Source organism: Pusillibacter faecalis (genome assembly GCF_018408705.1).
Lineage (GTDB): Bacteria > Bacillota > Clostridia > Oscillospirales > Oscillospiraceae > Oscillibacter > Oscillibacter faecalis.
Genome location: NZ_AP023420.1, coordinates 2,496,881 through 2,520,618 on the forward strand (window position 1 = coordinate 2,496,881; position 23,738 = coordinate 2,520,618).

27 protein-coding genes, 1 tRNA gene and 1 pseudogene are annotated in these 23,738 nt (G+C 54.4%); 5 read left to right on the forward strand and 24 right to left on the reverse strand.

The window, feature by feature from the left end:
• Entirely contained in the window at positions 1-543 is a 543-nt protein-coding gene (locus KJS55_RS12420) for an adenylate kinase (protein ID WP_187030501.1), read from the forward strand.
• A 77-nt stretch (positions 544-620) separates the two neighbouring features.
• On the opposite strand, the gene KJS55_RS12425 is transcribed toward KJS55_RS12420, so the two are convergent.
• Genes KJS55_RS12425 through murC form a run of 3 tightly spaced genes read right to left on the reverse strand, consistent with a single transcriptional unit; the run spans position 621 to position 2,826 of the window.
• Positions 621-884 carry a hypothetical protein gene (locus KJS55_RS12425; protein WP_187030503.1) on the reverse strand — a complete coding sequence of 88 codons (264 nt, stop codon included), beginning with the start codon at positions 882-884 and terminating at the stop codon, positions 621-623.
• A 22-nt stretch (positions 885-906) separates the two neighbouring features.
• Positions 907-1,440 carry a prolyl-tRNA synthetase associated domain-containing protein gene (locus KJS55_RS12430; protein ID WP_228300533.1) on the reverse strand — a complete coding sequence of 178 codons (534 nt, stop codon included), beginning with the start codon at positions 1,438-1,440 and terminating at the stop codon, positions 907-909.
• 3 nt (positions 1,441-1,443) lie between these two features.
• The gene (gene murC / locus KJS55_RS12435) at positions 1,444-2,826 is read right to left on the reverse strand and encodes a UDP-N-acetylmuramate--L-alanine ligase (RefSeq protein WP_213543418.1); all 1,383 of its coding nucleotides are present in this window, start codon (positions 2,824-2,826) and stop codon (positions 1,444-1,446) included.
• Between the two features lie 134 nt (positions 2,827-2,960).
• Between murC and KJS55_RS12440 the strand changes: the two genes are divergently transcribed.
• Together KJS55_RS12440 and KJS55_RS12445 are read left to right on the forward strand one after the other, a co-directional pair.
• Positions 2,961-4,283 (forward strand): CCA tRNA nucleotidyltransferase, encoded by a 1,323-nt coding sequence (locus KJS55_RS12440; protein ID WP_228300534.1) that lies wholly within the window; start codon positions 2,961-2,963, stop codon positions 4,281-4,283.
• A 387-nt stretch (positions 4,284-4,670) separates the two neighbouring features.
• Positions 4,671-4,746, forward strand: a tRNA-Ala gene (locus KJS55_RS12445).
• Positions 4,747-4,838: 92 nt separating this feature from the next.
• On the opposite strand, the gene KJS55_RS12450 is transcribed toward KJS55_RS12445, so the two are convergent.
• From KJS55_RS12450 to KJS55_RS12475, 6 genes are all read right to left on the reverse strand, one after another.
• Positions 4,839-6,464 carry a recombinase family protein gene (locus KJS55_RS12450; RefSeq protein ID WP_228300535.1) on the reverse strand — a complete coding sequence of 542 codons (1,626 nt, stop codon included), beginning with the start codon at positions 6,462-6,464 and terminating at the stop codon, positions 4,839-4,841.
• A gap of 71 nt (positions 6,465-6,535) precedes the next feature.
• Positions 6,536-6,754, reverse strand: a complete 219-nt coding sequence (locus KJS55_RS12455; RefSeq protein ID WP_178869655.1) for a hypothetical protein — start codon at positions 6,752-6,754, stop codon at positions 6,536-6,538.
• Between the two features lie 284 nt (positions 6,755-7,038).
• Positions 7,039-7,461: an RNA polymerase sigma factor gene (locus tag KJS55_RS12460; protein WP_213543419.1), complete on the reverse strand. Its 423-nt coding sequence runs from the start codon at positions 7,459-7,461 to the stop codon at positions 7,039-7,041.
• A gap of 425 nt (positions 7,462-7,886) precedes the next feature.
• Positions 7,887-8,786, reverse strand: coding sequence for a hypothetical protein (locus KJS55_RS12465; protein ID WP_213543420.1), 900 nt, complete (start codon positions 8,784-8,786; stop codon positions 7,887-7,889).
• Positions 8,783-10,186, reverse strand: a complete 1,404-nt coding sequence (locus KJS55_RS12470) for a HAMP domain-containing sensor histidine kinase (protein WP_213543421.1) — start codon at positions 10,184-10,186, stop codon at positions 8,783-8,785. The genes KJS55_RS12465 and KJS55_RS12470 overlap by 4 nt, the downstream gene beginning before the upstream one ends.
• Complete coding sequence (locus tag KJS55_RS12475; protein WP_213543422.1) at positions 10,170-10,841, reverse strand: response regulator transcription factor; 672 nt, start codon at positions 10,839-10,841, stop codon at positions 10,170-10,172. Before KJS55_RS12475 ends, KJS55_RS12470 begins: the two co-directional genes overlap by 17 nt.
• A 208-nt stretch (positions 10,842-11,049) precedes the next feature.
• Between KJS55_RS12475 and KJS55_RS12480 the strand changes: the two genes are divergently transcribed.
• Positions 11,050-11,412 (forward strand): helix-turn-helix domain-containing protein, encoded by a 363-nt coding sequence (locus KJS55_RS12480; protein ID WP_428846508.1) that lies wholly within the window; start codon positions 11,050-11,052, stop codon positions 11,410-11,412.
• A 185-nt stretch (positions 11,413-11,597) separates the two neighbouring features.
• Here KJS55_RS12480 and KJS55_RS12485 read toward each other — a convergent pair whose 3' ends face one another.
• Both KJS55_RS12485 and KJS55_RS12490 read right to left on the reverse strand, forming a co-directional pair.
• Positions 11,598-12,962 (reverse strand): relaxase/mobilization nuclease domain-containing protein, encoded by a 1,365-nt coding sequence (locus KJS55_RS12485; protein WP_213543423.1) that lies wholly within the window; start codon positions 12,960-12,962, stop codon positions 11,598-11,600.
• A gap of 143 nt (positions 12,963-13,105) precedes the next feature.
• Complete coding sequence (locus KJS55_RS12490; RefSeq protein WP_213543424.1) at positions 13,106-13,393, reverse strand: CD1845 family protein; 288 nt, start codon at positions 13,391-13,393, stop codon at positions 13,106-13,108.
• A 180-nt stretch (positions 13,394-13,573) separates the two neighbouring features.
• Here KJS55_RS12490 and KJS55_RS12495 point away from each other — a divergent pair, with 180 nt between their 5' ends.
• Positions 13,574-14,290, forward strand: coding sequence for a hypothetical protein (locus tag KJS55_RS12495; RefSeq protein ID WP_213543425.1), 717 nt, complete (start codon positions 13,574-13,576; stop codon positions 14,288-14,290).
• Between the two features lie 47 nt (positions 14,291-14,337).
• On the opposite strand, the gene KJS55_RS12500 is transcribed toward KJS55_RS12495, so the two are convergent.
• The 13 genes and pseudogenes from KJS55_RS12500 to KJS55_RS12560 all read right to left on the reverse strand — a co-directional run bounded on the left by KJS55_RS12500 (position 14,338) and on the right by KJS55_RS12560 (position 23,734).
• Positions 14,338-14,682, reverse strand: a complete 345-nt coding sequence (locus tag KJS55_RS12500) for a plasmid mobilization protein (RefSeq protein ID WP_213543426.1) — start codon at positions 14,680-14,682, stop codon at positions 14,338-14,340.
• Positions 14,679-14,852 (reverse strand): DUF4316 domain-containing protein, encoded by a 174-nt coding sequence (locus KJS55_RS12505; protein WP_213543427.1) that lies wholly within the window; start codon positions 14,850-14,852, stop codon positions 14,679-14,681. The genes KJS55_RS12500 and KJS55_RS12505 overlap by 4 nt, the downstream gene beginning before the upstream one ends.
• 10 nt (positions 14,853-14,862) lie before the next feature.
• Positions 14,863-15,440: pseudogene (locus KJS55_RS12510) on the reverse strand (defense against restriction DarA-related protein).
• Between the two features lie 9 nt (positions 15,441-15,449).
• Positions 15,450-16,406, reverse strand: a complete 957-nt coding sequence (locus KJS55_RS12515) for a hypothetical protein (protein ID WP_213543428.1) — start codon at positions 16,404-16,406, stop codon at positions 15,450-15,452.
• A gap of 174 nt (positions 16,407-16,580) precedes the next feature.
• Positions 16,581-16,931 (reverse strand): cysteine-rich VLP domain-containing protein, encoded by a 351-nt coding sequence (locus KJS55_RS12520; RefSeq protein WP_213543429.1) that lies wholly within the window; start codon positions 16,929-16,931, stop codon positions 16,581-16,583.
• A complete protein-coding gene (locus KJS55_RS12525; RefSeq protein ID WP_213543430.1) occupies positions 16,921-17,106 on the reverse strand; it encodes a hypothetical protein in 186 nt (61 codons plus the stop codon). The genes KJS55_RS12520 and KJS55_RS12525 overlap by 11 nt, the downstream gene beginning before the upstream one ends.
• Entirely contained in the window at positions 17,103-17,822 is a 720-nt protein-coding gene (locus KJS55_RS12530; RefSeq protein WP_213543431.1) for a DUF4366 domain-containing protein, read from the reverse strand. Before KJS55_RS12530 ends, KJS55_RS12525 begins: the two co-directional genes overlap by 4 nt.
• Positions 17,819-18,070, reverse strand: coding sequence for a DUF4315 family protein (locus tag KJS55_RS12535; protein WP_213543432.1), 252 nt, complete (start codon positions 18,068-18,070; stop codon positions 17,819-17,821). Before KJS55_RS12535 ends, KJS55_RS12530 begins: the two co-directional genes overlap by 4 nt.
• Before the next feature lie 12 nt (positions 18,071-18,082).
• Positions 18,083-19,732 (reverse strand): C40 family peptidase, encoded by a 1,650-nt coding sequence (locus tag KJS55_RS12540; RefSeq protein WP_213543433.1) that lies wholly within the window; start codon positions 19,730-19,732, stop codon positions 18,083-18,085.
• Positions 19,713-22,058: a VirB4-like conjugal transfer ATPase, CD1110 family gene (locus KJS55_RS12545; protein WP_428846509.1), complete on the reverse strand. Its 2,346-nt coding sequence runs from the start codon at positions 22,056-22,058 to the stop codon at positions 19,713-19,715. The genes KJS55_RS12540 and KJS55_RS12545 overlap by 20 nt, the downstream gene beginning before the upstream one ends.
• Positions 22,024-22,392 (reverse strand): PrgI family protein, encoded by a 369-nt coding sequence (locus tag KJS55_RS12550; RefSeq protein WP_213543434.1) that lies wholly within the window; start codon positions 22,390-22,392, stop codon positions 22,024-22,026. Before KJS55_RS12550 ends, KJS55_RS12545 begins: the two co-directional genes overlap by 35 nt.
• Positions 22,392-22,967 (reverse strand): MT-A70 family methyltransferase, encoded by a 576-nt coding sequence (locus KJS55_RS12555; protein ID WP_213543691.1) that lies wholly within the window; start codon positions 22,965-22,967, stop codon positions 22,392-22,394. The genes KJS55_RS12550 and KJS55_RS12555 overlap by 1 nt, the downstream gene beginning before the upstream one ends.
• Complete coding sequence (locus KJS55_RS12560) at positions 22,964-23,734, reverse strand: DNA-methyltransferase (protein ID WP_213543435.1); 771 nt, start codon at positions 23,732-23,734, stop codon at positions 22,964-22,966. Before KJS55_RS12560 ends, KJS55_RS12555 begins: the two co-directional genes overlap by 4 nt.
• Between the last annotated feature and the right edge of the window lie 4 nt (positions 23,735-23,738).

Genomic DNA, 23,738 nt, shown 5'->3' on the forward strand with positions numbered 1-23,738 from the left:
ATGGTTTATCTGCTGACAGGTCCCTCCCACGTGGGAAAAACGCTTTTGGCGCAGAGACTGATGGAGCGATACCGGCATCCATATCTCTCCCTGGATCTTCTCAAGATGGGGTTCATCCGGAGCGGGCAAACAACCCTGACGCCGGAGGAGGACGACCGCCTGCGAGAGTACCTCTGGCCCATAGTCCGGGAACTGATCAAAACGGCGATTGAAAACGATCAGAATTTGATTGTGGAGGGAATCTTGATCCCCCTGAACTGGACAGAGGACTTTGACGAGCGATATCTAGGAAAAATCCGGGGATGCTGCCTTGTGATGACGCCGGCATATGTTGAACGCCATTTTGACGATATCCTGCGCTTTGCCAATGTGGTGGAACACCGCTTAGAGGACTCTGGGTGCACGAAAGAGAGCGTGCTAGAGGACAATGCCCGCTGTCTGGAGCTATGCCGGCGGTATGGGTGCCCCTGCCTCGTGATAGACAATGATTATGAGAGGACGCTGGAACAAGCGATTTCTTTGTTGGAGGAAGCCGGTTGTTAAAATGGCAAGAGAGCCGCTGCGCTACAACGCGGCGGCTCTCTTATCGTTTTGAAATGGGGGAAGCATGGCGGGGAGTGTCAGCGATGTTTGCGCCGATGTCTGATTTTGTGGGCGCATAAAACTGCAAAGCCGACGAAAAAAGTGGTGCCCAGAATCACAAGCCCTGTGCTTTCAGAGACAATTCCAACCCCAAACAGCAGTCCGGCAATCCCGAAATAGAAGACGAGCAGGATGCCAGCCAGCAGAACGCGCACCGGCATGGGGAAGCGTTGGGACCCAGCAGCCTCTGAGGCTCCTTCCAAAATCACTCCCAAAACCCATTCGAGAAGATCGTCCAGCATACGTACAGACCTCCACACCTTATCAATCCACGACAGTGACGGGATGTCCCGTATAGGGGAAGAAGATGTTTAGCAGGTCCCGCGTCTGAATGCGCAAGGTGGCATCACTTTTGCAGGGATGGCAACCAAACCACTCCGATTCATAGACCTCCCGGTCCATCAGCAGATGAACCTGATGGCTCTTGTCGTAGGCCATTCCCAGCACACTGGCAGAACCAGGGGCGCAGCCCAGCAGCTCCTCCATTCTCTCCGGCGGAGCGAAGGAGAGACGGGCAGTACCTAGCTGGCGGCTCAGCTCCTTGGTTTGAAAGAGCTTGTCCCCCGGCATAGCCAGCAGATAGAACTCCGTCTTCTGCCGGTTGCACAGGAACAGATTCTTGCAGATGGAGATACCCAGCGCCGCATCCACGGCGGCGCAGTCCTCAATAGTGTTGGCCATATCGTGGGCCACCCAAGTATAGGGGATTCCAAGGCGGTCCAGCAGGGCAAAGGTCTCCATCTCCACGGCGCAGCGCTCCTCTGAGGGGGCCGCAGTATAAACTTGAGAAACCCGCACGGCTCAGACCTCCTTCAGCAGCTTTTCTCCCACCCGGTAGATATCGCCGGCGCCCACGGTGAGGATCAGGTCCCCTGGCTGGGCGATCTGACGCAGCTGCTCTGAGACCTTTTCCAAAGTGGGGCAATAGATGGCGCCGGGAATCCGGGCACACAAATCGGCGGAGGAGATACCCAGAGTATTCTGCTCTCGTGCCGCATAGATCTCCGCCACCACCGCCAGATCCGCCAGCTTCAATTCCTCCACAAAGCGGTCAAAGAGTTTTGCGGTGCGGGTATAGGTATGAGGCTGGAAGGCCACCACTAGGCGCTGATAGCCAAGCGCCTTGGCAGTGGTGAGCAGGGCATGAAGCTCATCGGGATGGTGGGCATAATCGTCATAGATCTCCGCCCCATGATAGGTCCCCTTGTGCTCAAACCGGCGGCTGGCACCGGAAAAGGCGTCCAGCCCACGCTCCACAGCCTCCCCAGGGACCCCCAGAACATAGGCGGCGGAGGCAGCGGCCAAGGCGTTGAGCACATTGTGCCGGCCGTAGACGTGGAGCCGCACATGGGCATAGGTCTCACCGTGGATGACGATGTTAAAAGAGGGGGTACCCTCCGTATCTTTGAGGATCGCGGCAGTACAGTCGGCGTCACGATCCAGACCGTAGGTGAACACCGGACGGGACAGGTTTGCCACCGCATCCATGGCGCCGGCATTATCCGCGCAGGCGATGACGTGCCCTGTGGGAGGAACCAGCTCCGCAAACTGCCGGAAGGAATGCTTGATGTCGTCCAGGTCCTTGAAAAAATCCAGGTGATCCGCCTCGACGTTCAGAATGACCGCCACCGTGGGGAAGAAGCAGAGAAAGCTGTTGCAGTATTCGCAGGACTCCAGGATGATGGTGTCCCCATGGCCCACGTGATATCCGGAGTGGAACAGCGGCAGCGTGCCGCCGATCATCACCGTGGGGTCCTTCTCCGCCGCCATGAAGATATGGGCGCACATGGAGGAGGTGGTGGTCTTTCCGTGGGTGCCAGAGACACACAGGGCGTTGGGATAGCGGCGCATGATGGCGCCCCAGGCCTGGGCGCGTTCATAGACGGGGATATGGCGGGCGATAGCGCCGGCAATCTCCGGATTATTGTCGTGAATGGCGGCAGAGCGGATGACCAGATCACACTCCCCCAGATTTTCGGCGTTGTGGCCCACAGCCACAGGGATACCCAGGGAGCGCAGGTGCTCCACTGTGGCGCTGTCATTCATATCAGAACCCTGGACATGCAGCCCCATGCCCTGGAGAACCTCCGCCAGCGGGCACATGGAAACGCCTCCGATCCCTGCTAGATGGACTCGTTTGTCAGGGACCAAAAAGGTTTCGATGGAGGTGGAATTGTGCATCATATCAGCGGACTTCCTTTCCAAAACTGATTTCCCGCATTGCGAAACCGGGAAAAACAGAGTATAATCAAAAGCAACTTATTATATTCCAAAAAACAGGGGAATGCAACAGGAAAGTAGGTGAAAGGATGCTGGACATGCCGGAATCTGTGCAAACGGTGCTACAGAAGCTGGAGTCGGCGGGCCACGAAGCCTGGTGCGTAGGTGGATGCGTCCGAGATGCGCTCTTAGGCCGGACGCCGGAGGACTGGGATGTGACCACCTCCGCGCTGCCGGAGGAGACCATGGCGCTCTTTGGCTCCCATGCCTTTCCAACGGGGGTGCAGCACGGGACGGTCACAGTGCGGGCGAACCATTCAAGCGTGGAGGTTACGACCTATCGCCTGGATGGGACGTACAGCGACCACCGCCGGCCGGACACCATTTCATTCACCCGTTCACTGGAAGAGGACCTGGCACGACGGGACTTTACGGTAAATGCCATGGCATTCAGCCTGCGGGGAGAGCTGCGGGACCCGTTCCATGGCCAGGAGGACCTGAGAAGGGGGATGCTGCGCTGTGTCGGGGACCCGGACCGACGCTTTGGCGAGGATGCACTGCGCATCCTGCGCTGCCTTCGTTTTTCGGCGGTGCTTGGATTTTCGGTAGAGTCTGCTACCGGGAAAAGCCTGTGCCGGAAGCGTGGGTTACTCCGAGCCATCGCTGTGGAGAGGATTCAGGCGGAGCTGTGGAAGCTGCTGTGCGGTGGAGACGCGGCGAAGGTACTGCGGGCCTATCCGGAGGTGTTCGGCGTATTCTGGCCGGAGCTGCTGCCGATGGTGGGCCTGGACCAGCGAAATCCGCATCACTGTTATGATGTGTGGGAGCACACGCTGCACGCGGTGTCAGCGGTGCAGCCGGAGGCAATCCTTCGCTGCGCGGTGCTGCTGCACGATGTCGGTAAGCCCTCCTGTTTCACTGTGGATGAAGATGGCATAGGGCATTTTTACGGCCACGGAGCTGTCAGCCGGGATTTGACGGACCAGATGCTGCGGCGCTTAAAATGCTCCACCCAGTTTCGAGAGACCGTAACACGGCTGGTAGACTGGCATGACCGGAACATTCCCCGGACGGAGAAGAGCATCCGGCGGGCACTGCGGATTTTGGGCGAGGAGGACCTGCGCCGTCTGATAGCTGTCAAGCGGGCGGATAATCTGGCTCAGGCACCGGCCTATTGGGACCGTCAGCGGGAGCTGGACCGGGCGGAGGAGATTTTAGAGAAACTCCTCGCGGAGTCTGCCTGCTTTTCTCTTAAGCAGTTGGCAGTGAACGGCAGGGATTTGCTGCAAATGGGACTGTCAGGGCCAGCCATTGGCCAGACATTAGATAGGTTGCTGGATGCGGTAGTAAATGACGAATTGCGCAATGAGCGGGAGATGCTTCTGGAAAACGTCCGACACACGATGGAAAATCAGGAGTGAAACCGAACTGGCGCGGCGCAAACCTTTGTGTATCAAGGAGTTTAGACCGCGCAGCCAAAAAAATGAAAAGATACTGTATTTTTTGAAAAAATCTGTTGACAATGTGGCGGATTCCTGCTATACTATCAACTGTTCCGGTTCGGAATCTGCAGCTCCAAGGAGTGTGGGAAAGATCTTCATAATCTTACAAGGGGCGGCAGAGACAATTGGGGGTATAGCTCAGCTGGGAGCCCGGTTGAAGCGGTTACACACCCCTCTCGAAAATTGAATAAGAAATACTCAGCACACCCTTTTATTTGGGGGTATAGCTCAGCTGGGAGCCCGGTTGAAGCGGTAAACAACCCCCGCACTAATTGAATAAGAAATTACTCAGCGCACCCCTTACATGGGGGTATAGCTCAGCTGGGAGAGCGCTTGACTGGCAGTCAAGAGGTCAGCGGTTCGATCCCGCTTATCTCCACCAATCGGGTGCGCTGAGTATTCTTAATAAATGCTTGCTTTGAAAAAAGCGAGTTTTTTGTTTTATGCCCACTTCTCTTTTGAAGCGGGCTTTTCTTATGCGGCGATTGCCGAAATGTCCAGCCCAGCGCTGAACTGCTCAAAGTCAATGTTGAAGTCGATATGCAGCCGATAGTCTCGATACACTTCCACACGCCGGATCAGGCAGCTCACAATCATTTTCTTTGACTCCATGCTGGCGCTGTCGTACATATCCGCCCATGAGATAATGTCATCGTACTGAGCGTTTAAGGCATCCAGCATGACCTGCCCCTCATCGTAGGCCGCCTGCGCCGCCTCCATAGTATGCTGAATGGTGAGACATTTTTTCTCACCGTCCGCAATTAAGGAACTGAGCAATTCCTGCGAAAAAGCACTTTCGCCCCGGAGGGCTTTAATGACCTCTCCACGGAGTGTATCAAGCTCGGCGGCAGCCTTGGCATAGTCAGATTTTGCGCTTTTGAGAAGCGCTTTCCGTTCTTCCATCTTTTCACGATAGCGGATATTGACGATCTCACTTTTAGGGATTGCTTTCATTCGCTCGAAGATCTGCCGGACCACTTTATCAATGATACCGTCAAGAATATGCGCCGTGTAGCCCGTCTGCCCGTCACATTCGGTTTGCTTGCGTGTCTTGCCGTAGCAGATATACCGCACACGCTTCACAATGCGGTGAGCATCTTCCTTGCACGGATAAGCCTTGCCGTTGGTGGTGAGCGCCAGCCGGGAGCCACAATGCCCGCAAAAGACATTCCCGGCCAGCAAGGACTGGCCACGGGTATTCAGCGGTACATGCCGTTCCTGTTCGGCGGAGTTGGCGCGGGAGGTACGAATGTGCTGTGCGGCCTCAAACAGCTCCGGCGCTATGATCTGCAAATGGGGCAGCGTTTGGGAGCGGCTTTCGCCGCTGCGAAGCACCCCGGTATATGTCAGATTGCAAATGATACCCCGGATGCTGGCGTGATGCCACATTTTGCCCGTTCTCGCTCGATAGCCGAGGTTATTTAAGTAGGTGGCGATCCGTTGAGCGCCGAAACCCTCATGCACATATTTGTCAAAGATGATCCGTACCACAGCGGCCTCGGCCTCGTTGACAGCCAGCTCAAAAACTTCGTGCTTGCGTTTATTGAAGCGCCCACTCTTTATAAGGTCATACCCATAAGGAGCAAGACCGCCCTTGAAACCGCCGTCCTCGACGAGCTGGCCGAGAGCGGTTTTTGTGCGAATTGAAGTCTTTTCGCTTTCGCCGTCAGCCTGCCAGAAGCGGATGTAGTTGGTGAGCTTGTCCGTGTGATTGTCAAACCGCTGCTCACCCTCTTGGGTACTCCAGACCCGGATTCCGTTCTTAACAAACCATTCTACCACAAAGGGCGTTTCATCAGCGATACGCCCGATGCGGTCAAACATGAACACGAGCAGAATATCGAATTTCCCCTGCTTGGCGCGCTCCTTGATGATTTGCAGCTTGTCCCGGTTTTCAGCTCTAACCTTATGCCCGGACACGCCGTCCTCCTGTTCCTCGTGAACAATCGTCCAGCCCATTTTTTCACAGAAGCGATGGCACTCTCTGCGCTGCATGGGAATGTCGGCTTGGCTTTTGTCGTTGTAGTCCACCTGCTTGTCGGTGGACACGCGGTATAGGCAATCAACTCGATTACCTGTCATCAGTCTGTTTTCCATCATATTGATCCGTCCTTTCATTTGTCGATGGGTCAATGAAAAAACGCAATCAATACGCGGGGAATATGAAGTTTTCAAGGTACATAGGGACTACCCCCACTATTATTATCCCTCTGTTCGGGAGGGATTGCAAGGATGTCGCCGGAGCTATTTTTTGCCGTATTGTTGGCAAAGGAAGATAGTAAAATCTGCTTTACATGATGGAGCGCTGCCGCATTTTTGCAGTCTGCAAAGCTGGCGGTGATGGCGTAGCCATCCACCGCAAATGCGGTATGTTGTTTTCTCTGCTGCATAAAGACCTCCTTTTCAATTCTCGGCAACAGGGAAAGGCCAGCGCCTCATAAAAGCACTGGCCTGCGACTTATGACCTTGGGACGAAATGTCCCAAGGTGTTTTTGACAGTTGGGAGCGCCGCACCCGCTCCTGTTGGCCTGTCATAAGACAGCTCATATTCAATGCGGCGCTCCCTCACAGCGGACAGCGACGATCCGTGACGGAGCATCAACTACCTTGCTGCGGAGAGGTGAAAACTACCTTTCATATACCAAGGACAAAAATCGTGCAAATGGAGATACCCTTAGAGAAATTTTTTCAAATATTTTCTCATGGCAGCCTTGCCGCTTTTGACGGAATGGCGAACGGCGCTCTTGTCCACGCCCTGCTCCCGGGCGATCTGGCGGTAGCTCTTGCCGAGGATCAGATGCGCCTCTACCCGGACGCCCTGCACCTCTGGCAGAGAGTTGAGGGCATTCCACAGGTGGACGAACAGCTCCATACGATCCAGAAGCTCCTGCGGCGTCGGCTCATGCAGACAGGCCGAGTATTCGATCCCATCGTCACAGTCGAGGGAATACTGCGCCTTATTGCGGGTCGTGCGCCGCTGATAGGCTGCCTCATACAGCTTGTCCGCCTTCAGCTCGGCGGCCACTTCGTCGGAAACTTCGATGTATTCATCATGGGTGTACCAAGCGTAAAAGTCCTTCAGATTGATGGTCGTCATTTGTATTTCCTCCATTCGGTTCATGTGTGGGTGGGTGAACAGAACGGAGGACCGGCGGGGATCGACAGCCGGGGCTGGCTGCTTTGGGACAAATTGTCCCAAGGTGCAGGTATATAAAAACGCCCGCACAGCAAGACGCTATGCAGACGCATGAAATTACATTATCATAATTGTACTGATATATTGTACCTTCATAGACAGACTGTCCCGGAGGGGGAGCTACGCTTTTTTTAGCTGGTGGAAATTAAAGAAGTTATAGAAAAGTGAAATGGACACGGCGGCACCCTCCTATGGGCCGCCGTGTCCTCTATCGTTTATCCAAAGAGAAGCGGCGGCTCTGAAAAATGAGCCGCCGCTTCTTGGGCGCATGAAAATGTATCTGCTGTACGACGGCTTTTTTTCTTTTGCCGTCGTGCGGCAGGCTTTTAATTATTTACAATTTCTTCTCCAGCATTATGGACTTCAACGCTTTCAACCTCACAGGACAATTTCATTTTGGCTGTGGAAAGACTATTTTCCAATTCATCAGCTTTTTCAGACAAGACCGTTTTGATATTGGAGCTTGTCAGATCAGCTTCGCTCAAATTATCCACATAGTTTTGAAATTCGGTCTTGAACTTTTGCAAGGCATTGTCACGATCCGCAACAGTAATTTGGGTTGGGTCAGAAAATGTGTAACTCAATCTGTATAGAGCATTAAAAACAAATTGATAGGTAATCTCTGCCCCTGCAACGCTTTCCTCGTCCGGAAGTTTTTCCAGCGGCCTTTCCTCCCTTTTCAGATAGGCAGAAAGACCAACACTGTCATTCATTTGTTCACAATACAATTCGTCAAGAGAGGCCGCAAGTGTCATCGTGATGAACTCGTAATTTTCATTATCTGGTGAAATGCTTGCCAGCACCTCTGCCTGTGCGTCTAACAGCCCGGAAATATCTCCATTATCCGGGGCAAGCGATTGGTTGAAATCGGCTACACTCTGTTGCTCATAATTTGCTGTTTTGAATGCGACCAGCTTTTCATAGGCGTCCGAGGTATCAGAACTTGTAACCGTGGCCTGTGCGGAGGTGTTGGCCTGCTTGCTGTTGGGGGGAGTAGAGCTATCTTTGGCACTACAGCCAGCAAGTAAGCTCAAACACAACACAGCGGCAAGCGGGATAATTATGCTTTTTTTCATATTGGAGAGCTCCTTTCTGTACTCTATCGAGTACGCTATCAGAATACCGCCGCAGTTTGAATTGATATTGTATTGAATATGTTTTTTATATGGAGTTGCAAAAGCGGCAACAGGTAAACCTGTCACCGCTTTTGTTGGTTGATAGTTCAAAAAATTACTTTTATGCTAACACCATCGTCTGTATTTTGTACGCTTACTTCAGCATTATGCAAATTGATGATTGTTTTGACAATATACAAGCCTAATCCGCTACCGCCTGTTTGACGGTTGCGTGATTGCTCCACACGATAAAACGGCTCAAACAGTTTGGAAATATCATCTTCTGGAATGTGAACGCCCGTATTTTCTATTGTTAAATATACTTTTTCTTCTGCTTGGCGCAAATCGACACGGATGCTGTTTCCGGGCGGCGAATATGTCGCAGCATTTCCAAGAAGATTGTCAACTACCTTTTGAAGCAGCCCCATATCGCCATCTATATAAATGTCAGGTAACAGATTGATAGCCACAGACAATTCTTTCTGCACGAACAGATCATCGAAGGCCGCTAACCGCTGACGCAGGAATTGAGTAAAATCGAAATGTGTTTTGACGCATGAATATTGCGGGGCTTCAATTCTCGAAACAGTGAGTAGCTCCTGCACCATTTTTTCTAACGAATTTGTCACTTCCAATGATTGTGCCAAATAAGTTTCTCTGTCCTTGTAGCGTCCTACTCCGCAAAGCATTCCTTGCAACTGGCCTTTGATAATTGTGATTGGAGTTTTCAGTTCATGGGAGGCCGCAGAGAAGAACTCCATCCGTCGAAGCTCTAACTCTTTTTCTTTATCAATATCGGCCTGTAGTTTTTGGTTGGCCTCCTTTAATTCCATAAGAGCCGCAGAAAGATTGCTCGACAAACTATTCAAGCTATTAGCCAATACGCCTATTTCATCTGTTCGCTCAACAGGACAAAAGTTGTTAAAATCCATATTTGCCATCCGTCTTGACATTTTACTGATTTTCTTAATGGGGGCAGTTATATACCACGCATAGAAAACCGCCACCAAAACAGAAACTATTACAATGACAATCACTAATGCTGGAAGTGCCTTATGCAACGCCTCCACCACTTGGCTTTCCTTGTCTGTGTTCTTGGCAAGTAACAAAGTATAGGAGTGTGTCTCCCCGATAAAGGAAACAGTATAGTGTGCGCTTGTGTCGTTGGGGCTGTAGTCACTTATTTTCTTTCCTGTGGCTGTGTCCGTGTCTGTAAGGCCGACTTCTTCTCCGGCAGAGTTAAACAGATGGAATAGATATTCATTGTTATAATCCCCAGTTAGCGTATTATTGGCGATTGAAAAATAAATGGAAGTTTCACCCTTGTCTGTCATGGACAGCTCTTGTGCAAGTTCGTCAGCTAACCACTCAACATCCGATGGAGCATAAGAATAGATATACGGCGCAAAATGGAGAATGAAAAAATAAGTTATGCCACAGCAAAATGCTATCAAAAGTGCCGATATAATAAATACCTTAACAGACAGCTTGCTTTTAATCTTCTTTATCAATTCTATATCCCACCCCTCTGATTGTTTCTATATAATCGGCCTGCCCCAACTTCTTCCGCAGGTTTTTTATATGCGTGTCAATAATCCGTTCATCTCCGAAAAATTCATATTTCCAAAGTGTTTGTAACAAATTTTGCCGTGTCAATATCCTGCCTTTGTGGGTCAGCAATTCCCGCAGGATTTCAAACTCACGAGGCGTTAGGTCAATAGGCTCTGCTGTTGTATAAACTTTGTAACCGTCCAAGTCCAAAGTTAAATCCCGATATGATATGGTGTGTGGCATATCTTCTTGTTGGGAAGAACGGCGCAATATCGCCGCAATTTTTCGTATCAACACAGACATGGAAAACGGTTTTGTAATATAATCATCCGCCTCTAAATCTAATCCCTTGATCTGATTTTCTTCTGCGTCCAAAGCTGTGAGCATAACAATAGGAATATTGGATTTTCGCCGGATAACTTCACACACTCCGTAGCCGTCGATTTTGGGGAGCATAATATCGAGCAAAACCAAATCAAAACTCCGCTCGGAAAAATAGGAAAGAGCTTCAACCCCATCGGAAGCCAAAGTAACCTCATAGCCAGCCTCTTGTATAAAGTCATGTAATAGCGCCTGTATCGCCAAGTCATCTTCAACTATCAAAATTTTCTGCATAGTCCCACCTCCCGACTTCTAATTGTAGCAGAGGAATATGTATCTATTGTGGAGTTTCAAAATTTTTGTCAGTATCTATTATACCGCCGTCCCTTCGGACTATCAATGATGTCGTGCGTCCCGAAGGGACAATAAAATACTACTAAAACATAAAATTGTGTTTCGTTCTCATAATCACACCTGAAATGTAAAATGATATAGGGGTGATATGAGAATGTACCAAGACACCAGACGGCTTGACTTCCACGCATTAGGCCGGGAGATCAAGCGCAAAAGAGAGGCGAAAGGCTGGACACAGGAATACCTTGCACAGCTCGTAGACCGTACCCCTCGTTCCATTATGTATTTTGAGAACCGGGGCCAGCATCCGAGCCTGAACACCTTTTACCAAATCGTCACCCTGTTGGACATTTCCGTAGACCAGTTTTTCTATCCTGACAGGCAGAATGGCGAAAGCGACTGCCGCCAGCATATTGACAGGATGCTAAACTCAATGGACGAGAATGAATTGACGATCATGGAAGCCACCGCAGAGGGAATACAAAAAGCCAGAGAAACGGAGGGAGCGTAAGAAACGGCGCTGCCTCCGTTTTTCCGTGGAGTTTCCGGGGGACGCACTAACGGCAAGCAGGGCAAGTGTAGCCACACTTGCTATTTTTGCAATCCTGCGGGCTGCAAAAACGCTTGTTGGGGAGCCTCCCCAAACCCGGCTTTGGGACTTTTTGTCCCAAAGTAATTTGTCTGCGTCACCGTTCGCTATCGCTCCTGTTCCTTTTTGCGCTGGCCGTCCGTGACGCCCAGCAGATGGTCAATGTTGGCCTTGACCGCCACGGCCTGCCGCATTTCCTCCTGCGCCGAGCGGTACTCGGTATAGAGCGCCTTTTTCTGCGCCGCCAGTTGGCGGCGTTTTTCTTTTAGCTCTGCCATCTTGGGCAGCTTTTCACCGCCCAGCAGTTCTCCCATCGTGGCCTTGGCTGCCCGGTAGTCCGCCAACTCCGCTTCATGCTCGGCAAGGTATTTCCGGCTGTACTTTGTAGCCTTGTACCCGTCAAAGACGGGGCGGGTCTTGGCGTACCGCACCACGGCTCCCATCAGCTCGGAGGTTACGGACAGGTCAGCCTCCGTCCGTCGGAGCTGCTCGGTCAGAGTGTGAAAACGGGAAACGGCGTTCTCGGCCTTTGCAGAGAGCTGGTCATACTCGGTGATATTCTGCTCCTGCATGAATTGAAGCGCCGCCGCCATCTGTTTAAGGTTATAGACCTTTGCCCACCGTGCATGGGCCGCACCCTTGCCGGAGCGCAGGCGCTCCTGTATATCCACGATCAGATTGACACGGCGAGGGGCGGCAGGCGCAGGAACAGGCTGCTCCGGGAGTGGGCGCTCCCCGGCGATGACGGCCTTGATGTCCTCGGGATCGTAACCGTCCCCGAGGGTGGTCGCCCGCAACCGGGTCGCCCGCTCCTGTCCCGGAACAAGAAAAGAAATCACACCGCCGCGCCCATGCTTGACCGTGAAGCCGGACGCCTCCATGAGCCGGAGGAAATCATCAAAATCAGCGGGGCGTTTAGCAAGAGCTTCATTGATGGCAAGCCGTAGCTGCTCCTTGTATGGGGGCTGCCGCTCCGTCCCCAGCCATGCCCCGTAATGGAGAAATCGTCCCTTGCTGTGCAGTTTGGGATTGGTAATGACGGACAGATCATTTTCAAGACAAATGCGGTCAGAGAGCCGCCGCACCGCACGGCCAGAGCCGATAAAGTCCCGGAACTTCCGGGTGCAGTCCAGCGAGGTCGAGTTGTAATAAATGTGATTATGGATGTGCGCCTTGTCCGTGTGGGTGGCAACGAAAAAGGCGTACTTGCCCTTTGTCCAGCGCATCGCCGTTTCATAGCCGATGTGGTTGGCCTCCTCCGGCGTGATCTCCCCGGGCTTGAATGACTGGCGGATCTGATAGCAAAGCACATCCGCGTCCCGCCGCTGCTCCCGGCCTGTGACAGCCTTGTACTTGGCCTTGCTTAGTAGGAACTCGGCATCGGCGGTCATGTGGTCGCAGCCGTAGGACGAGATCAATTCGCCGCCCTCGGTCTTGTCCGGGTTTTGCCCGTAGTCAAACCGCTCTTTCAAGGACTGCGCGATGGTTTCGCCCTTGCTGATTTTGTGCTTCTTGTAGTAGGTCGTGGCCGTAGGCAGCCCTCCTTCCGATATGATAAACGGCGGCTGTGGTCAGCCGCCGTCGTTTCAGCTTTGGGACATTTTGTCCCGAAGTATCAGCCGGTGATGAAATCCCGCAGGGCGAACTTGGCCGAGTGCAGCTTGTCCACCAGCCACTCAGCGATGGCGGGAACGCCAAAGGGAGAAACGAGGAACGCAAGGGTGAGGAACACAATCCCGCCCGCCGTCTGCCCACCAATGAACAGGATGATGGAGAGCAGCGTCAGCACAATGCAGCCCATCTCACACACGGCGGACGCCACGCAGAACAGGAATGTGACCATAGCGGCCAGCAGGGACAGCGCCACCATCACGGGGGCGGCAAGGATTTTGAGAACGATCATAGCAGCTACCTCCATCAAAAAATCGGGTTGGTCAGTCCTTCTACCCATATTATACCGCTGGGAAAATAGGCACACAAGGATGTCGAGCTTTCTCCGCTTTGGGACAAAATGTCCCGAAGTCTTATTGAGTATAGGTAGAGATAGTTGTATAATATATAATCATATTTGGAGGAGGATGAGATGATGGATTCAAGTCTATTAGTTTTTGCAGCAGACATTTTAGGTGATACTACAGGTGGCTTAACTGGAAGTAAGATTGCAAAATACTGTGTAGGATATTCAATAGAATACAATGTTAAAATTCCTTATGCTACTTATCCTTTTCCTAAAAATGTCCCTAACAAGCGAACTGCTCTGTTTGAAAACTTAAAGTGCTTCAGCGATGTTCAACGCACCCATATTATTAAAGAATTGTGTGAACTTCCCGAGATGGAAAACAATCCCCAAGTCGGAATCTTAAAAAAGAAGTTATCAGAGCGAACAGGGAGCACCACAAAAAATTCTGTAGATGCTAAGATTATCGCAAAAACACAACATTGGCTCGCCTCATATCCTCGAGCTCTCAAATCGTATGAGCAAGCTATCGAAAAATTTGAAAATGGAGAATATCAGAGGAACACCTTAGATGACATGAGATTTTCTCTTGAAATGCTCATTAAAGATTTATTGGGAAACGAGCGATCATTAGAAAACAATAAAAACGACTTGGGTACACAGTTAAAGCAAAAAAATGTTTCAAGTGAATTTAGGAATATGGTAACGACGCTTATTACTTACTTTTGCTCATATCAAAACGATCATGTCAAACATAATGATGACATTAAAGAAAATGAGCTTGAGTACACCATTGAATTTACCAGCACATTGATGAAGTTCTTGATTAAAACATTAGGATAATACAAGTAAGGTGGCATATTCGCAAAATATACCACCTTACTTTTTGCTTAAAGTGCGACCACCGCCGACAGCTTTTTCAGCAACTCGGACAGCGGCTCCCAAAGGTCGGCATAGTCCTTTTGGAGCGCCGCGATCTCCGAGGGATAGATACCGTAGGTGTTGGCATGGATGGCCACTTGATTTAGGTTGTTGGCGCACCGCCGCTGCAAGGCCACCAGCTCCCGGATGTCCGAGAGGTCAACATGGAGGACATAGCCGTTGAGCGCCATTTTCCGCATATAGGCTCCCATGTTGGAAATCCCGGCCTCGGCCATGCGGTCAGCGATCAACGCCTGCTCCTCTGGCGTCACCATCACATGAAGATGGACAGAGCGCCGCCGCTTTTTTGTCAACGCTCCTCACGCTCCCGGCTGCGGCGCTTGGGCGGATGCTCCCGCACCTTATCCAGCGGCTTCTCCTCCGTGGGCGGCACAGGCAGATTGTTGATGATGCCGTCAATCATGTTCCCGTTCTGCTCCATCGCAAGCTCAGCGTTCTTGTTGGAATTGCGTTCCTGATCCATAAATATCCTCCTATCTGTCGCCCCGGTCAGGGGCGCTTTTCTTTGGGGCAGCTTGCCCCCGGTCAGCTTTGGCCAGTTTTGCGGCAGTTTTCATCTGCTCTCGGATCGGGCGAGGTCTGTCGGGATTGTCAGGTGCAGGCCGCAGCTCATAGTCAGACGCCTGCCGTTTCGTCAATGGCCGTGTGTAGGTCAAATACCCCACGCCAGAAACGATCCATTTTCAATCGGGACACGCTGATCGTAGTTGACGATCTCATCCGGGGCGTTGCGGGGCGGCTTCGGGAATGTCCCAATGTCCACGGGGCGCTGGGTGGAGTAATACTTGTAAAGGCCGGGAGCCTCGGTCTGCTTGACGCCGACATTGTAAAGACGCCGGTATTCCTGTACCCGCGCCGCAAAATCCTGTTCCAGAGCGGCACGGTCACAGCCGTAATGCCCCCACTCATACTGCCGCTGGCCGTCCTTGTCATCATAGCAAGCCCATGTGACATAGGGCGAGGGCGCTGCGGGGTTATGCCCCAGCGCAAAGCCCCTGCCATTTTCCAGCATGACGGCTTTAATGATCTCATAGCCTTGGTTTTTGTCCATAAACCCTCCTCACCGTGATACATCTTTCTCCGCCCGTTTCGCAAAGGGCTGGAGCTGATAGGGACTTTTGCCGTCCTCCGGGCGCAAGAAGTCCAGCCTTGCGGCGGCGCGGATGGCGTTCTGATTGAGCTGCCGCTGCCATGCCCCTTGGCTGGGCGCCCACTTGAAGCCCTCGCTTTTGAGCGCCTGCCGGGTGTCGGCGTCCGGCTTATCCGCAAAAACGAGCTGCAATCGGTTCTCTGCCTCATTGACCTTGACCTCCCCACCGGGGAATGTCCAGCCGACAAACTCCGCCTTGTGGCTCAGCTCCTCGATGCGCTGGCGCACACGGCGGATATTGGCGTTATTGTTGGTGAGCAGATAGGACGGAAACGGAACGGGGTCTTTGCGCCAGTCTTGGGACATGGACGCCGTGACCTTTTCCACCTGCTCCGCCGTCAGCTCGGGGCAGCCCTCCAGCGTCTTGTGCTTGCGGTAGTAGGCATTGACCGCCTTCATCATGGCCTGCTGTGACTTCATTCCCTCCAGCTTTTTCGTGAGCTTTTCCACGGCAAGGTCATCGTCGGCGCTGATACCGCCCCGGCCTGTGGAGCGGATCTTATCCAGCAGCTTTTCAATTTCGGCGTACTCTCCGTAGTTGCGATCCCGGGCGGCGTTCTGCTTGGCCTTTTTCGCCACGGGGAAATTGCCGCCCCCGGTAATCAGAATAGACGGCACACGGGCGTCAATGGCGTTGCGCTCATTGAGGTTTTCCGCCAATCTGCGGGCGTAGAGGTCAACAAGGGCGTCGATCTTATCGTGGTACATGGGATCGACCCGCGCTTTCTGCTTCTCTGCCAGCGCATAGGCTTCATCCACCATCGCCCGGTAGCCCGCCGTGGCCGAGCCGGGGGCATAGTCGGAATAGCTGTTCATGTCCTTTGCCCGCTTTGCCGCCGCCTCGCTGATCTCATAATATTTAGGCATAAGTCCTCCTTTCAGCCGGGACTTCGGGACAAAATGTCCCAAAGCCCCAGCGCTTGGATGTGGAAAGTATTTCTGCGAAAACAGGGGCGGACGGGAAAACATACCGCCCACCCCGAAAGCGCCCCGGAAAAGCCTTGTAAATACAGGCGTTTTCCGGGGCTATTTTTCCATGCGCTACCTCCGTTTGCGGCGCATATACGCCCGCTTCTGCTCCCGCAGGGCAGCCCCGGCGCAGGCCGGGGAGCAGTACCGCTGCCGCCCATCCGGGAGGAAAGCCCTGCCACATACCGGGCAAGGCCGGGTTTCTGTGATACGCTCCACGGTCAGCGACCTTTCCAGCACAGGATCAAGGGGCAGCACCGCCGCGCGGAAATAGCGGCAATAAGCGCCCGTCCAGCACTTGCCCAGCATATAGCAGGGACAGTCCAGCGGCAGGCAGCCATAGTCTTTATTGTAGTTGGCGCACCATTTTGTCACCAGCTTGCGGATCGCCGCTTTTTCCTGCCGGGTCAGCTCACGGCTCATGTTTGCCCCCCGTCTTTGGCGCAAGCTGTTCTCGATAGCAGAACATACAGCCGATCCCGCGCCAGTAGGGGCAGCCATCACAGCGGGAGCCTTTGGGCGGCAGGCTGGGCGGAACACCCTTGAAGTAGCTTTTTTCTTTCATAAAGTCCTCATAGGGGCTGTTGGTAAATCTCATTCCTTGCCCTCACTTTCCGTTTCGTCCTCGTCCTCCCAAGGCGGGGTATCGTCATAATCGTCACCGTAGTCCTCCGCAGCGTCGGCGGCCTGCTGCTTTTTGGGGCGGTAGATCTTAAAATACCAGCCAGCCACGCCGCCGATGACCGCCACGGCCAGCACCAGCAGGATCGTCCCGCCGCTGTTCTTGGGCTGCTCCGGCTCGGGGTCAGGCTCCGGCTCTACCACAGGCACAGGTTCGGGAGCCTTGCCCTGGCACTCGCCAATATTCACGGCGCAGACGGTGCAATCTGTGTTGATAGCACCCACGGTGCATTTGTCCGCGCAGGCACACTCCGGCAGCTCACCGCCCGCAGCCTGCATCGCCGCCAGCAGGTCGGCCTCGTCCACCATGTTCAAAAAGTAGGTCTGGTACTGCTCGCCGTCCTCGTCGGTGGGCTTGTCATAGTCGATGACGATGTAAAAGGTGCTGCCGCCGCTGGTCTGCACCGTGATGAACTGCTTGTTGGTGGCCTTGTCGTAGAGCAGGTCACGGGTCACAAGGTTGCCGTCCTCGGTGAAGCCCTCGCCGGGGTCAACGGTTTCGGCGGGCAGCGCCTCCACCGGGGCAAGCCCGTCCCATTCCTCACCGCCCCCGGCGTAGGCCGTGACCGCCATGCCGCACATCAAAACAGCGGCGCAGAGCGCCGCTGTCAGCTTCTTCATCCACTTGTTCATTCGCTGTCCTCCTTATCCGCAGACTTCGGGACATTCTGTCCCAAAGTGCCGCCGCTCTTGATGGTCTGAAGCAGCACGGGCAGGTCGGTGAGCGAAACGCTCATACCGCGCACGATCTCCACGATCTCGCTGTTCTCGGCCTCCAGCTTTTTCTGTTCCAGCTCCTTGAGCCGTGCCTGCTGCTCGTTGATTTTGGCCATGACCTTTTCAATCTCGGCCTGAATTTTTGCACTTTTGGAGATAGCCATAAAAACCTCCTGTCAAAATAGTTTTCCGTAGGCGCAGAAATGGGACTGCCAGTAACTCGTGTTGAGGTTGGCATAGCTGATGGGGTCGCCACAATGAAGCATCCAGCCGTCGCCCACATAGATGCCCACATGGGAAATCCCCGGCGTGTCATAAGTCCCCGTGAAGAACACCAAGTCGCCGGGTTTGGGGCTGCTTGTCCGTGCGGAGATGTTGTATAGCCCCTGCGCCCCCAGCCGCCCGAAGTCCCAGCCGCATTGGTTGTAGACATAGCTGACGAAGCCGGAGCAGTCAAAGGATGTGGACGGGCTGCTGCCGCCCCACACATAGGGATAGCCCACATACTTCTCCGCTTCTTTCAGAATGGCGGCAAAGGTTTCATCGGCAAGGTAGTCCTCCGGGATCTCATGTGCCGGGGGCTTGCTGGTGTATTTTCCAACATAGGGCGAGGACGGGAACAGGTCGGGACGGTTGCCCAGCGTCGCCATGTATAAGGCATACCGGGACAGGGTTTCCTCGCCCATGAGGTAAACGGGCAGATGGGAGAGATTGAAGTTTTCCAGCGTCACGGTGCAGATGTAATAATCGTAATACACCCGGTAGGTGTCGCTGTGGGTGTTGCCGTCCTCGTCTGTCCAAGTGTCCGTTTCCAAGTAATACCGCCGTTCCACCACCACATCCTCGGTCAAAATGTACTGGCGGTCAAAGAGCATTTGGAGCGTCCCCCGCACCTCGTCCAGCGTCCACGCGCCCTCATGGAGCGCGCAGACGATGGACAGCAGCACATAGGGATCGTGTTCAATGGTGTCGAGGTCAAAATGGTATTCGTCGTAGTCGTGGGTGCGGGTGTAGGTGTCGAGGTAGCGTTGCAGCTCGTCCTCCAGAGCGCAGTAGGCGGCCTCCGCCCCCAGCAGGTCAGTGTCCTCGGCGGCATAGGTAGACGCGCCGATGGCTCCGGCCACGCCGTTGCCCACCGTCACCAGCGAGGACATACACGATTGCAGCACCACCAGCAGCAGAAACGCCGCCAGCAGCAGAAGCAGCCCGCCGGGGTGTTCCTTAATGTAGGCGGACACTTTTTCCGCCAGCTTGCCCGTAACGGACGCCGTACCCTCGGCAGCCTTGGCGGTCTGCTGGGCAGCCTCCCGCGCCTGCTTTGCGTACTGGCGCTTGATCTTCTGCTTTTGCAGATACCGGGACACCGCGCCGCCCTCCTGCATTTCCGGGTGTTCCTCCACGGTCTTGCGGTAGTAATAGTCCGCCGTGGCCTTGATATGCTTGCTCTCGGCACGCTCCACGGCTTTTGCCGGGTGTTCCCGGATGGCCTTGCGGAGCTTGCGCCTGCCGAAGCGGTACACGGACTCCGCCGCCAGCTCGGAACGGTGTGCGCCCTCCGTGCCGACATTTTCATGCTCGACCTCATAGAGCTTGCCATGCACAAAGCCGTGGACGCCGTGTCCGGCGGTGTGGGCAAGGCGCTTGACCGCCCCGGGCTTTTTCGGCGGCTTCTGCTTTGCCAGCTTCTCCCGGGCGGCGTCCAGCTTCTCGCCCCGGCGCTCCATCCGCAGCTTGGACGCCGCCGTTTGCTCCTGCCGGCTTTTCCACCGAAACTTGGACTTCGGGACATTTTGTCCCGAAGTGGGGTTACTCGTCTGTTCGCTCATGGGCAAGATCCTCCGGGCGGGTCGTCAGCAGGTCATAGATCTCTCCACGGGGGAAACGGTCTACAAACGGGATGGTGACATTTCCATAGAACAGCAGGCCCTCGCCGGAATTGGAGTGCGTGATGTAGGAGAGCTGATGCTCGGAAATGCCAAGCTGTTTTGCCAAGATCGCACGGTCGCTCTGCGCCTGCGACAGCAGCACCATGAAGTCCGTGTTGTCCAGAATGTTCTCGATCTCCCGGCTGGCCAGCAGGTCTTTCACATTCTGCGTCAGCGCCGAGGGGACGCAGCCCTTTTTGCGGAGCATCTTCCAGACGGTCACAAAGTAGCTGGCGGTCAGCGGATCGCGAAGCAGGATATGGAACTCGTCAAAGTAGCACCAAGTCGCCACGCCCTCGGTGTGGTTGGCGTTCACCGCCGCCGTGACAAATTCGTTGGTGGTGTGCATGGCGATCTTGCGGAGGTTTTCACCCAAGCCCTTTAGGACGATGCAGACCACACGGGAATTGAGATCAACATTTGTGGGATGGTTGAAAAGGTTAAGGGAGCCGGTGCAGTAAAGCTCAAGCGCCGTCGCCACCCGCCGTGCCTCCGGCTCGGGTTGGCGCAGCAGCTCCTCATACAGATCTTGCAGCAGCGGCGTTTTCGCTGGTTCCAGTCCCAGCGCCATCTCCCGGTACACCAGCCGCACACAGCGGTCAATGACGGTTTTCTCGATGGGCTGCAAGCCCTCCTTGCCGCCCACGATCAGCTCGCACAGGGACAGCAAAAAATCCGCCTTCATGGAAAGCGGACTGTCCTCGTCATTGATATTCATTTGCAAATCCATAGGCGAAATATGGTGGGGACTGTCCGGGGCGATCTCAATGACCTGTCCGCCCAGCCGCCGCACCAGCGGGGCATATTCGCCCATCGGGTCAACCACAATGATCCTGTCCTTGGTGGTAAGGAACACATTGATCAGCTCCCGCTTGGCGGCAAAGCTCTTGCCGCTGCCCGTAGAGCCGAGGTACATTCCGTTTGCGGATTTGAGCTTTTTGCGGTCAGCCATGATGACATTGTTGGAAAGGGCGTTCATGCCGTAGTAAAGCGCCTGTCCATCCATGCGAAGCTCCCGGGTCATAAAGGGAATGAAAATGGCCGTGGAGCTGGTGGTCATGCCCCGCTGGATCTCAATGCCGTTGTAACCGAGAGCCAGCGAGGACACAAAGCCCTGTTCCTGCTGCCAGTCCAGACGGCGCAGGGCGCAGTTGTATTTCTGGGCGATACCGCTCACCGTGAACACATCGTTTTCAAGCCGCTGCCGGGTGGGAGCGAGGTTCACCACCGTAAAGGTCAGCAGGAACATTCGCTCGTTGCGGCTTTGCAGGTCGGAGAGCAGCTCGGCGGCGTCCTTGGAAAAGGTAATGAGGTCAGGCGGCAAAATCTCCATGTCGTACCCGGCACGGACGGCCTTTTTCTGCTCCTCCGCCTTCATACGGCCTATGTCGGAGATCTTTCCCTTGATCGTCTTAATGGCCTTGAGCTGGTCTACTGTCTGAATGTGCATGGTGACGGTCAGCTCGGCGTCCAGCTCCAAAATCTCCGCCAGCAGCTTATCCGAAAGCTCCGACGCCATGATCTGCAAATAGGACGCTGCGCCCCACATCTGGCCGACACGGAAAGTCCGGCTCTGCCGGAAGTCGAAGCTGTCCGGGGCAATGTAGTCCTTTGTCCCCATGCCCGCCTTGGGAATGTCTTTCCACGCAAAGCGGAACGGCTCACGCCCGCCGGGGTGCATCTGCCCATGCAGCACCGCCAGCCGATCCCGGCCATCCAGCGGGCGGGACTGGACGCCCAGCCGCTTTAGGTTGCCCATGACATCGGCCTCCACGCGCCCCAACCGGGGACGCGCCTCTGCCACGCCCTCGGCGGGCAGGCCAAAGGTAATGTACTTGTACCGCTCAATACCGTTGTTGCTCTTGGCGATCTGGCCTTTGAGCATTTCCACATATTCGCCCCGGATGCTGTTGAAGTCATCCTCCTGCGCCGGGATATTCACCTTGTAGCGGTTGGCATTGCGGCTGCGGCGGTTGACAAAGGAAAGCTGGAACGGCAGAGAACTGTCAAAATAATTCAGGCACGCGCTCCACCCGCTGATAATGGCAGTCTGATCCTCCGTGGACGCCACGGCATAATTGATGTCCTCATATTCCAGCGTCTTTGTGTAAAGCCCGCCGGGGAGCTGGCAGATCCCGTCCGGGTGCATGGCGATATAAGGAATGGTCTGCTGGGCGGACAGCACCCGATGTTTACTTGTGTTTCTCTGCTTTTTTGCTTTGCTCAATAGGCTCCTCCTTCCGTGCAAATGGGGCGTAGATATTTTCTGTCCGATACGGGCGGATGCCGGGGCGGGTAAACTTGACCCGGATGATGTTGCGGATCACCTTTTCAAAGGGCAGGCCGTCCTTTTCATACATCGCCAGCAGAAACGCCGGGAGCATGATCGCCAGCATAGCGAACAGCGCCCCGGTGTTGCCGATGGCCTGCCGGATCAAAAGATAGGTGGGAACACCGATAGCAGCTCCGATGCCGAAACAAACAAGCTGCCGTTTGGTGAGGTTAAACGCGATCTTTGTCTTGATTTTGGAAAGGTCATTTGGGACATTCACATAGGGCATTATTTGTTCACCTCCAGTTTGGGACAACTTGTCCCAAAGTCCGGGATCGTCGGCTCTACCTCGTTGCCCCACACATCCCAGCCGGGAGTGGCCTGCCGTGCGAACAGTTCCACACGGGGCAGCTCGCCCATAAGGGCAACGATCTTGTCCCGCGTTTCATCTGGCTTTTTGCTGTGGGCCTCGATGGGCGAAATGATAAACTGGTGAATGTCGGCAGCCTGCCGTTTGGGGTGGCCCTTGGTCGCCAGCAGGCAGATCTCGGCGTTTGCCCGCGTCCAGAAACCCAGCCCATAAAACCAACTGTCCGCCTTGCGGTTTTTCTTCAGCCAGACGAACGCAACGGATTTATAGGTGAAGCCCCACGCACGGATAAGCCGCAGGGCCTCCGGGAGCTGGGGAAAGGTCGTCCACATGAAAAGGGCGCTGTCCTTGGCCGCAAGCTCGGCCACAGGCAGCGCACACAATTCATCAATGCTCATGGTGGGGTAGTGATTTTCCGCCGCGCCCTGCACTTTCTTAGCCGAGTAGCGCCACGGCGGGTCGGCGTAAATGATGGGGTATTTTTCGATAGCTATTCTCCTTTCCCGCCCCCGGCCATAGCCAGCCGCGCCTGCTCGATGCGCTGGGTGGCGATGGTGTAGATGGAGGGGGCATTTTCAAAGCAGATGAAGCGGCGGCTTGTGTTCATGGCGGCAACGGCAGTCGTGCCGCTGCCCGCGCAGATGTCCGCCACCACCTCTCCTTCGTCGGTATAGGTTTTGATGAAATACTCGCACAGCTCCACGGGCTTTTGCGTGGGATGGATGCCGCCCGTCACCGTCGGCACAAACAGCACATTCCCCGGATACCGCCGTCCGTCGCTGGACTCTGAGCCTGTCCGTTCAAACTTGCCGTAGTTTGTACTGCACCCGCTACGGGGATTGGTCTTGCGGTACGGCTCCCCATAGGTGAATTGCGGATGGTACACCGGGGACTTCTGATAGAACACCAGAACGTTCTCGGACTTTTTCAGCGGCGCACGGTTGGCATTGAGAAAGCCTGTTGCCCGGGACTTGTACCACACCCACTCATAGCGGAGCATGGCGAGGTTGGATGCGCCCAGCACCTTATCAAAGGGGCATTGAGCGAAAAACAGGATGGCTCCGTTGGGTTTTACCGCCCAGCGCACCGCCTCCCACAGCTCCGGGAGCGGCAGCGGCACATCCCAAAAGTTCCGGGTCGTGCCGTAGGGCGGATCGGTCAAGAGCATATCCACGCTATGTTTTGGCAGAGAGCGCAAGCCCTTGATCCCGTCCATGAGGTGCAGCGCATCCAGCTTTGGGACATTTTGTCCCAAGGTCATATTC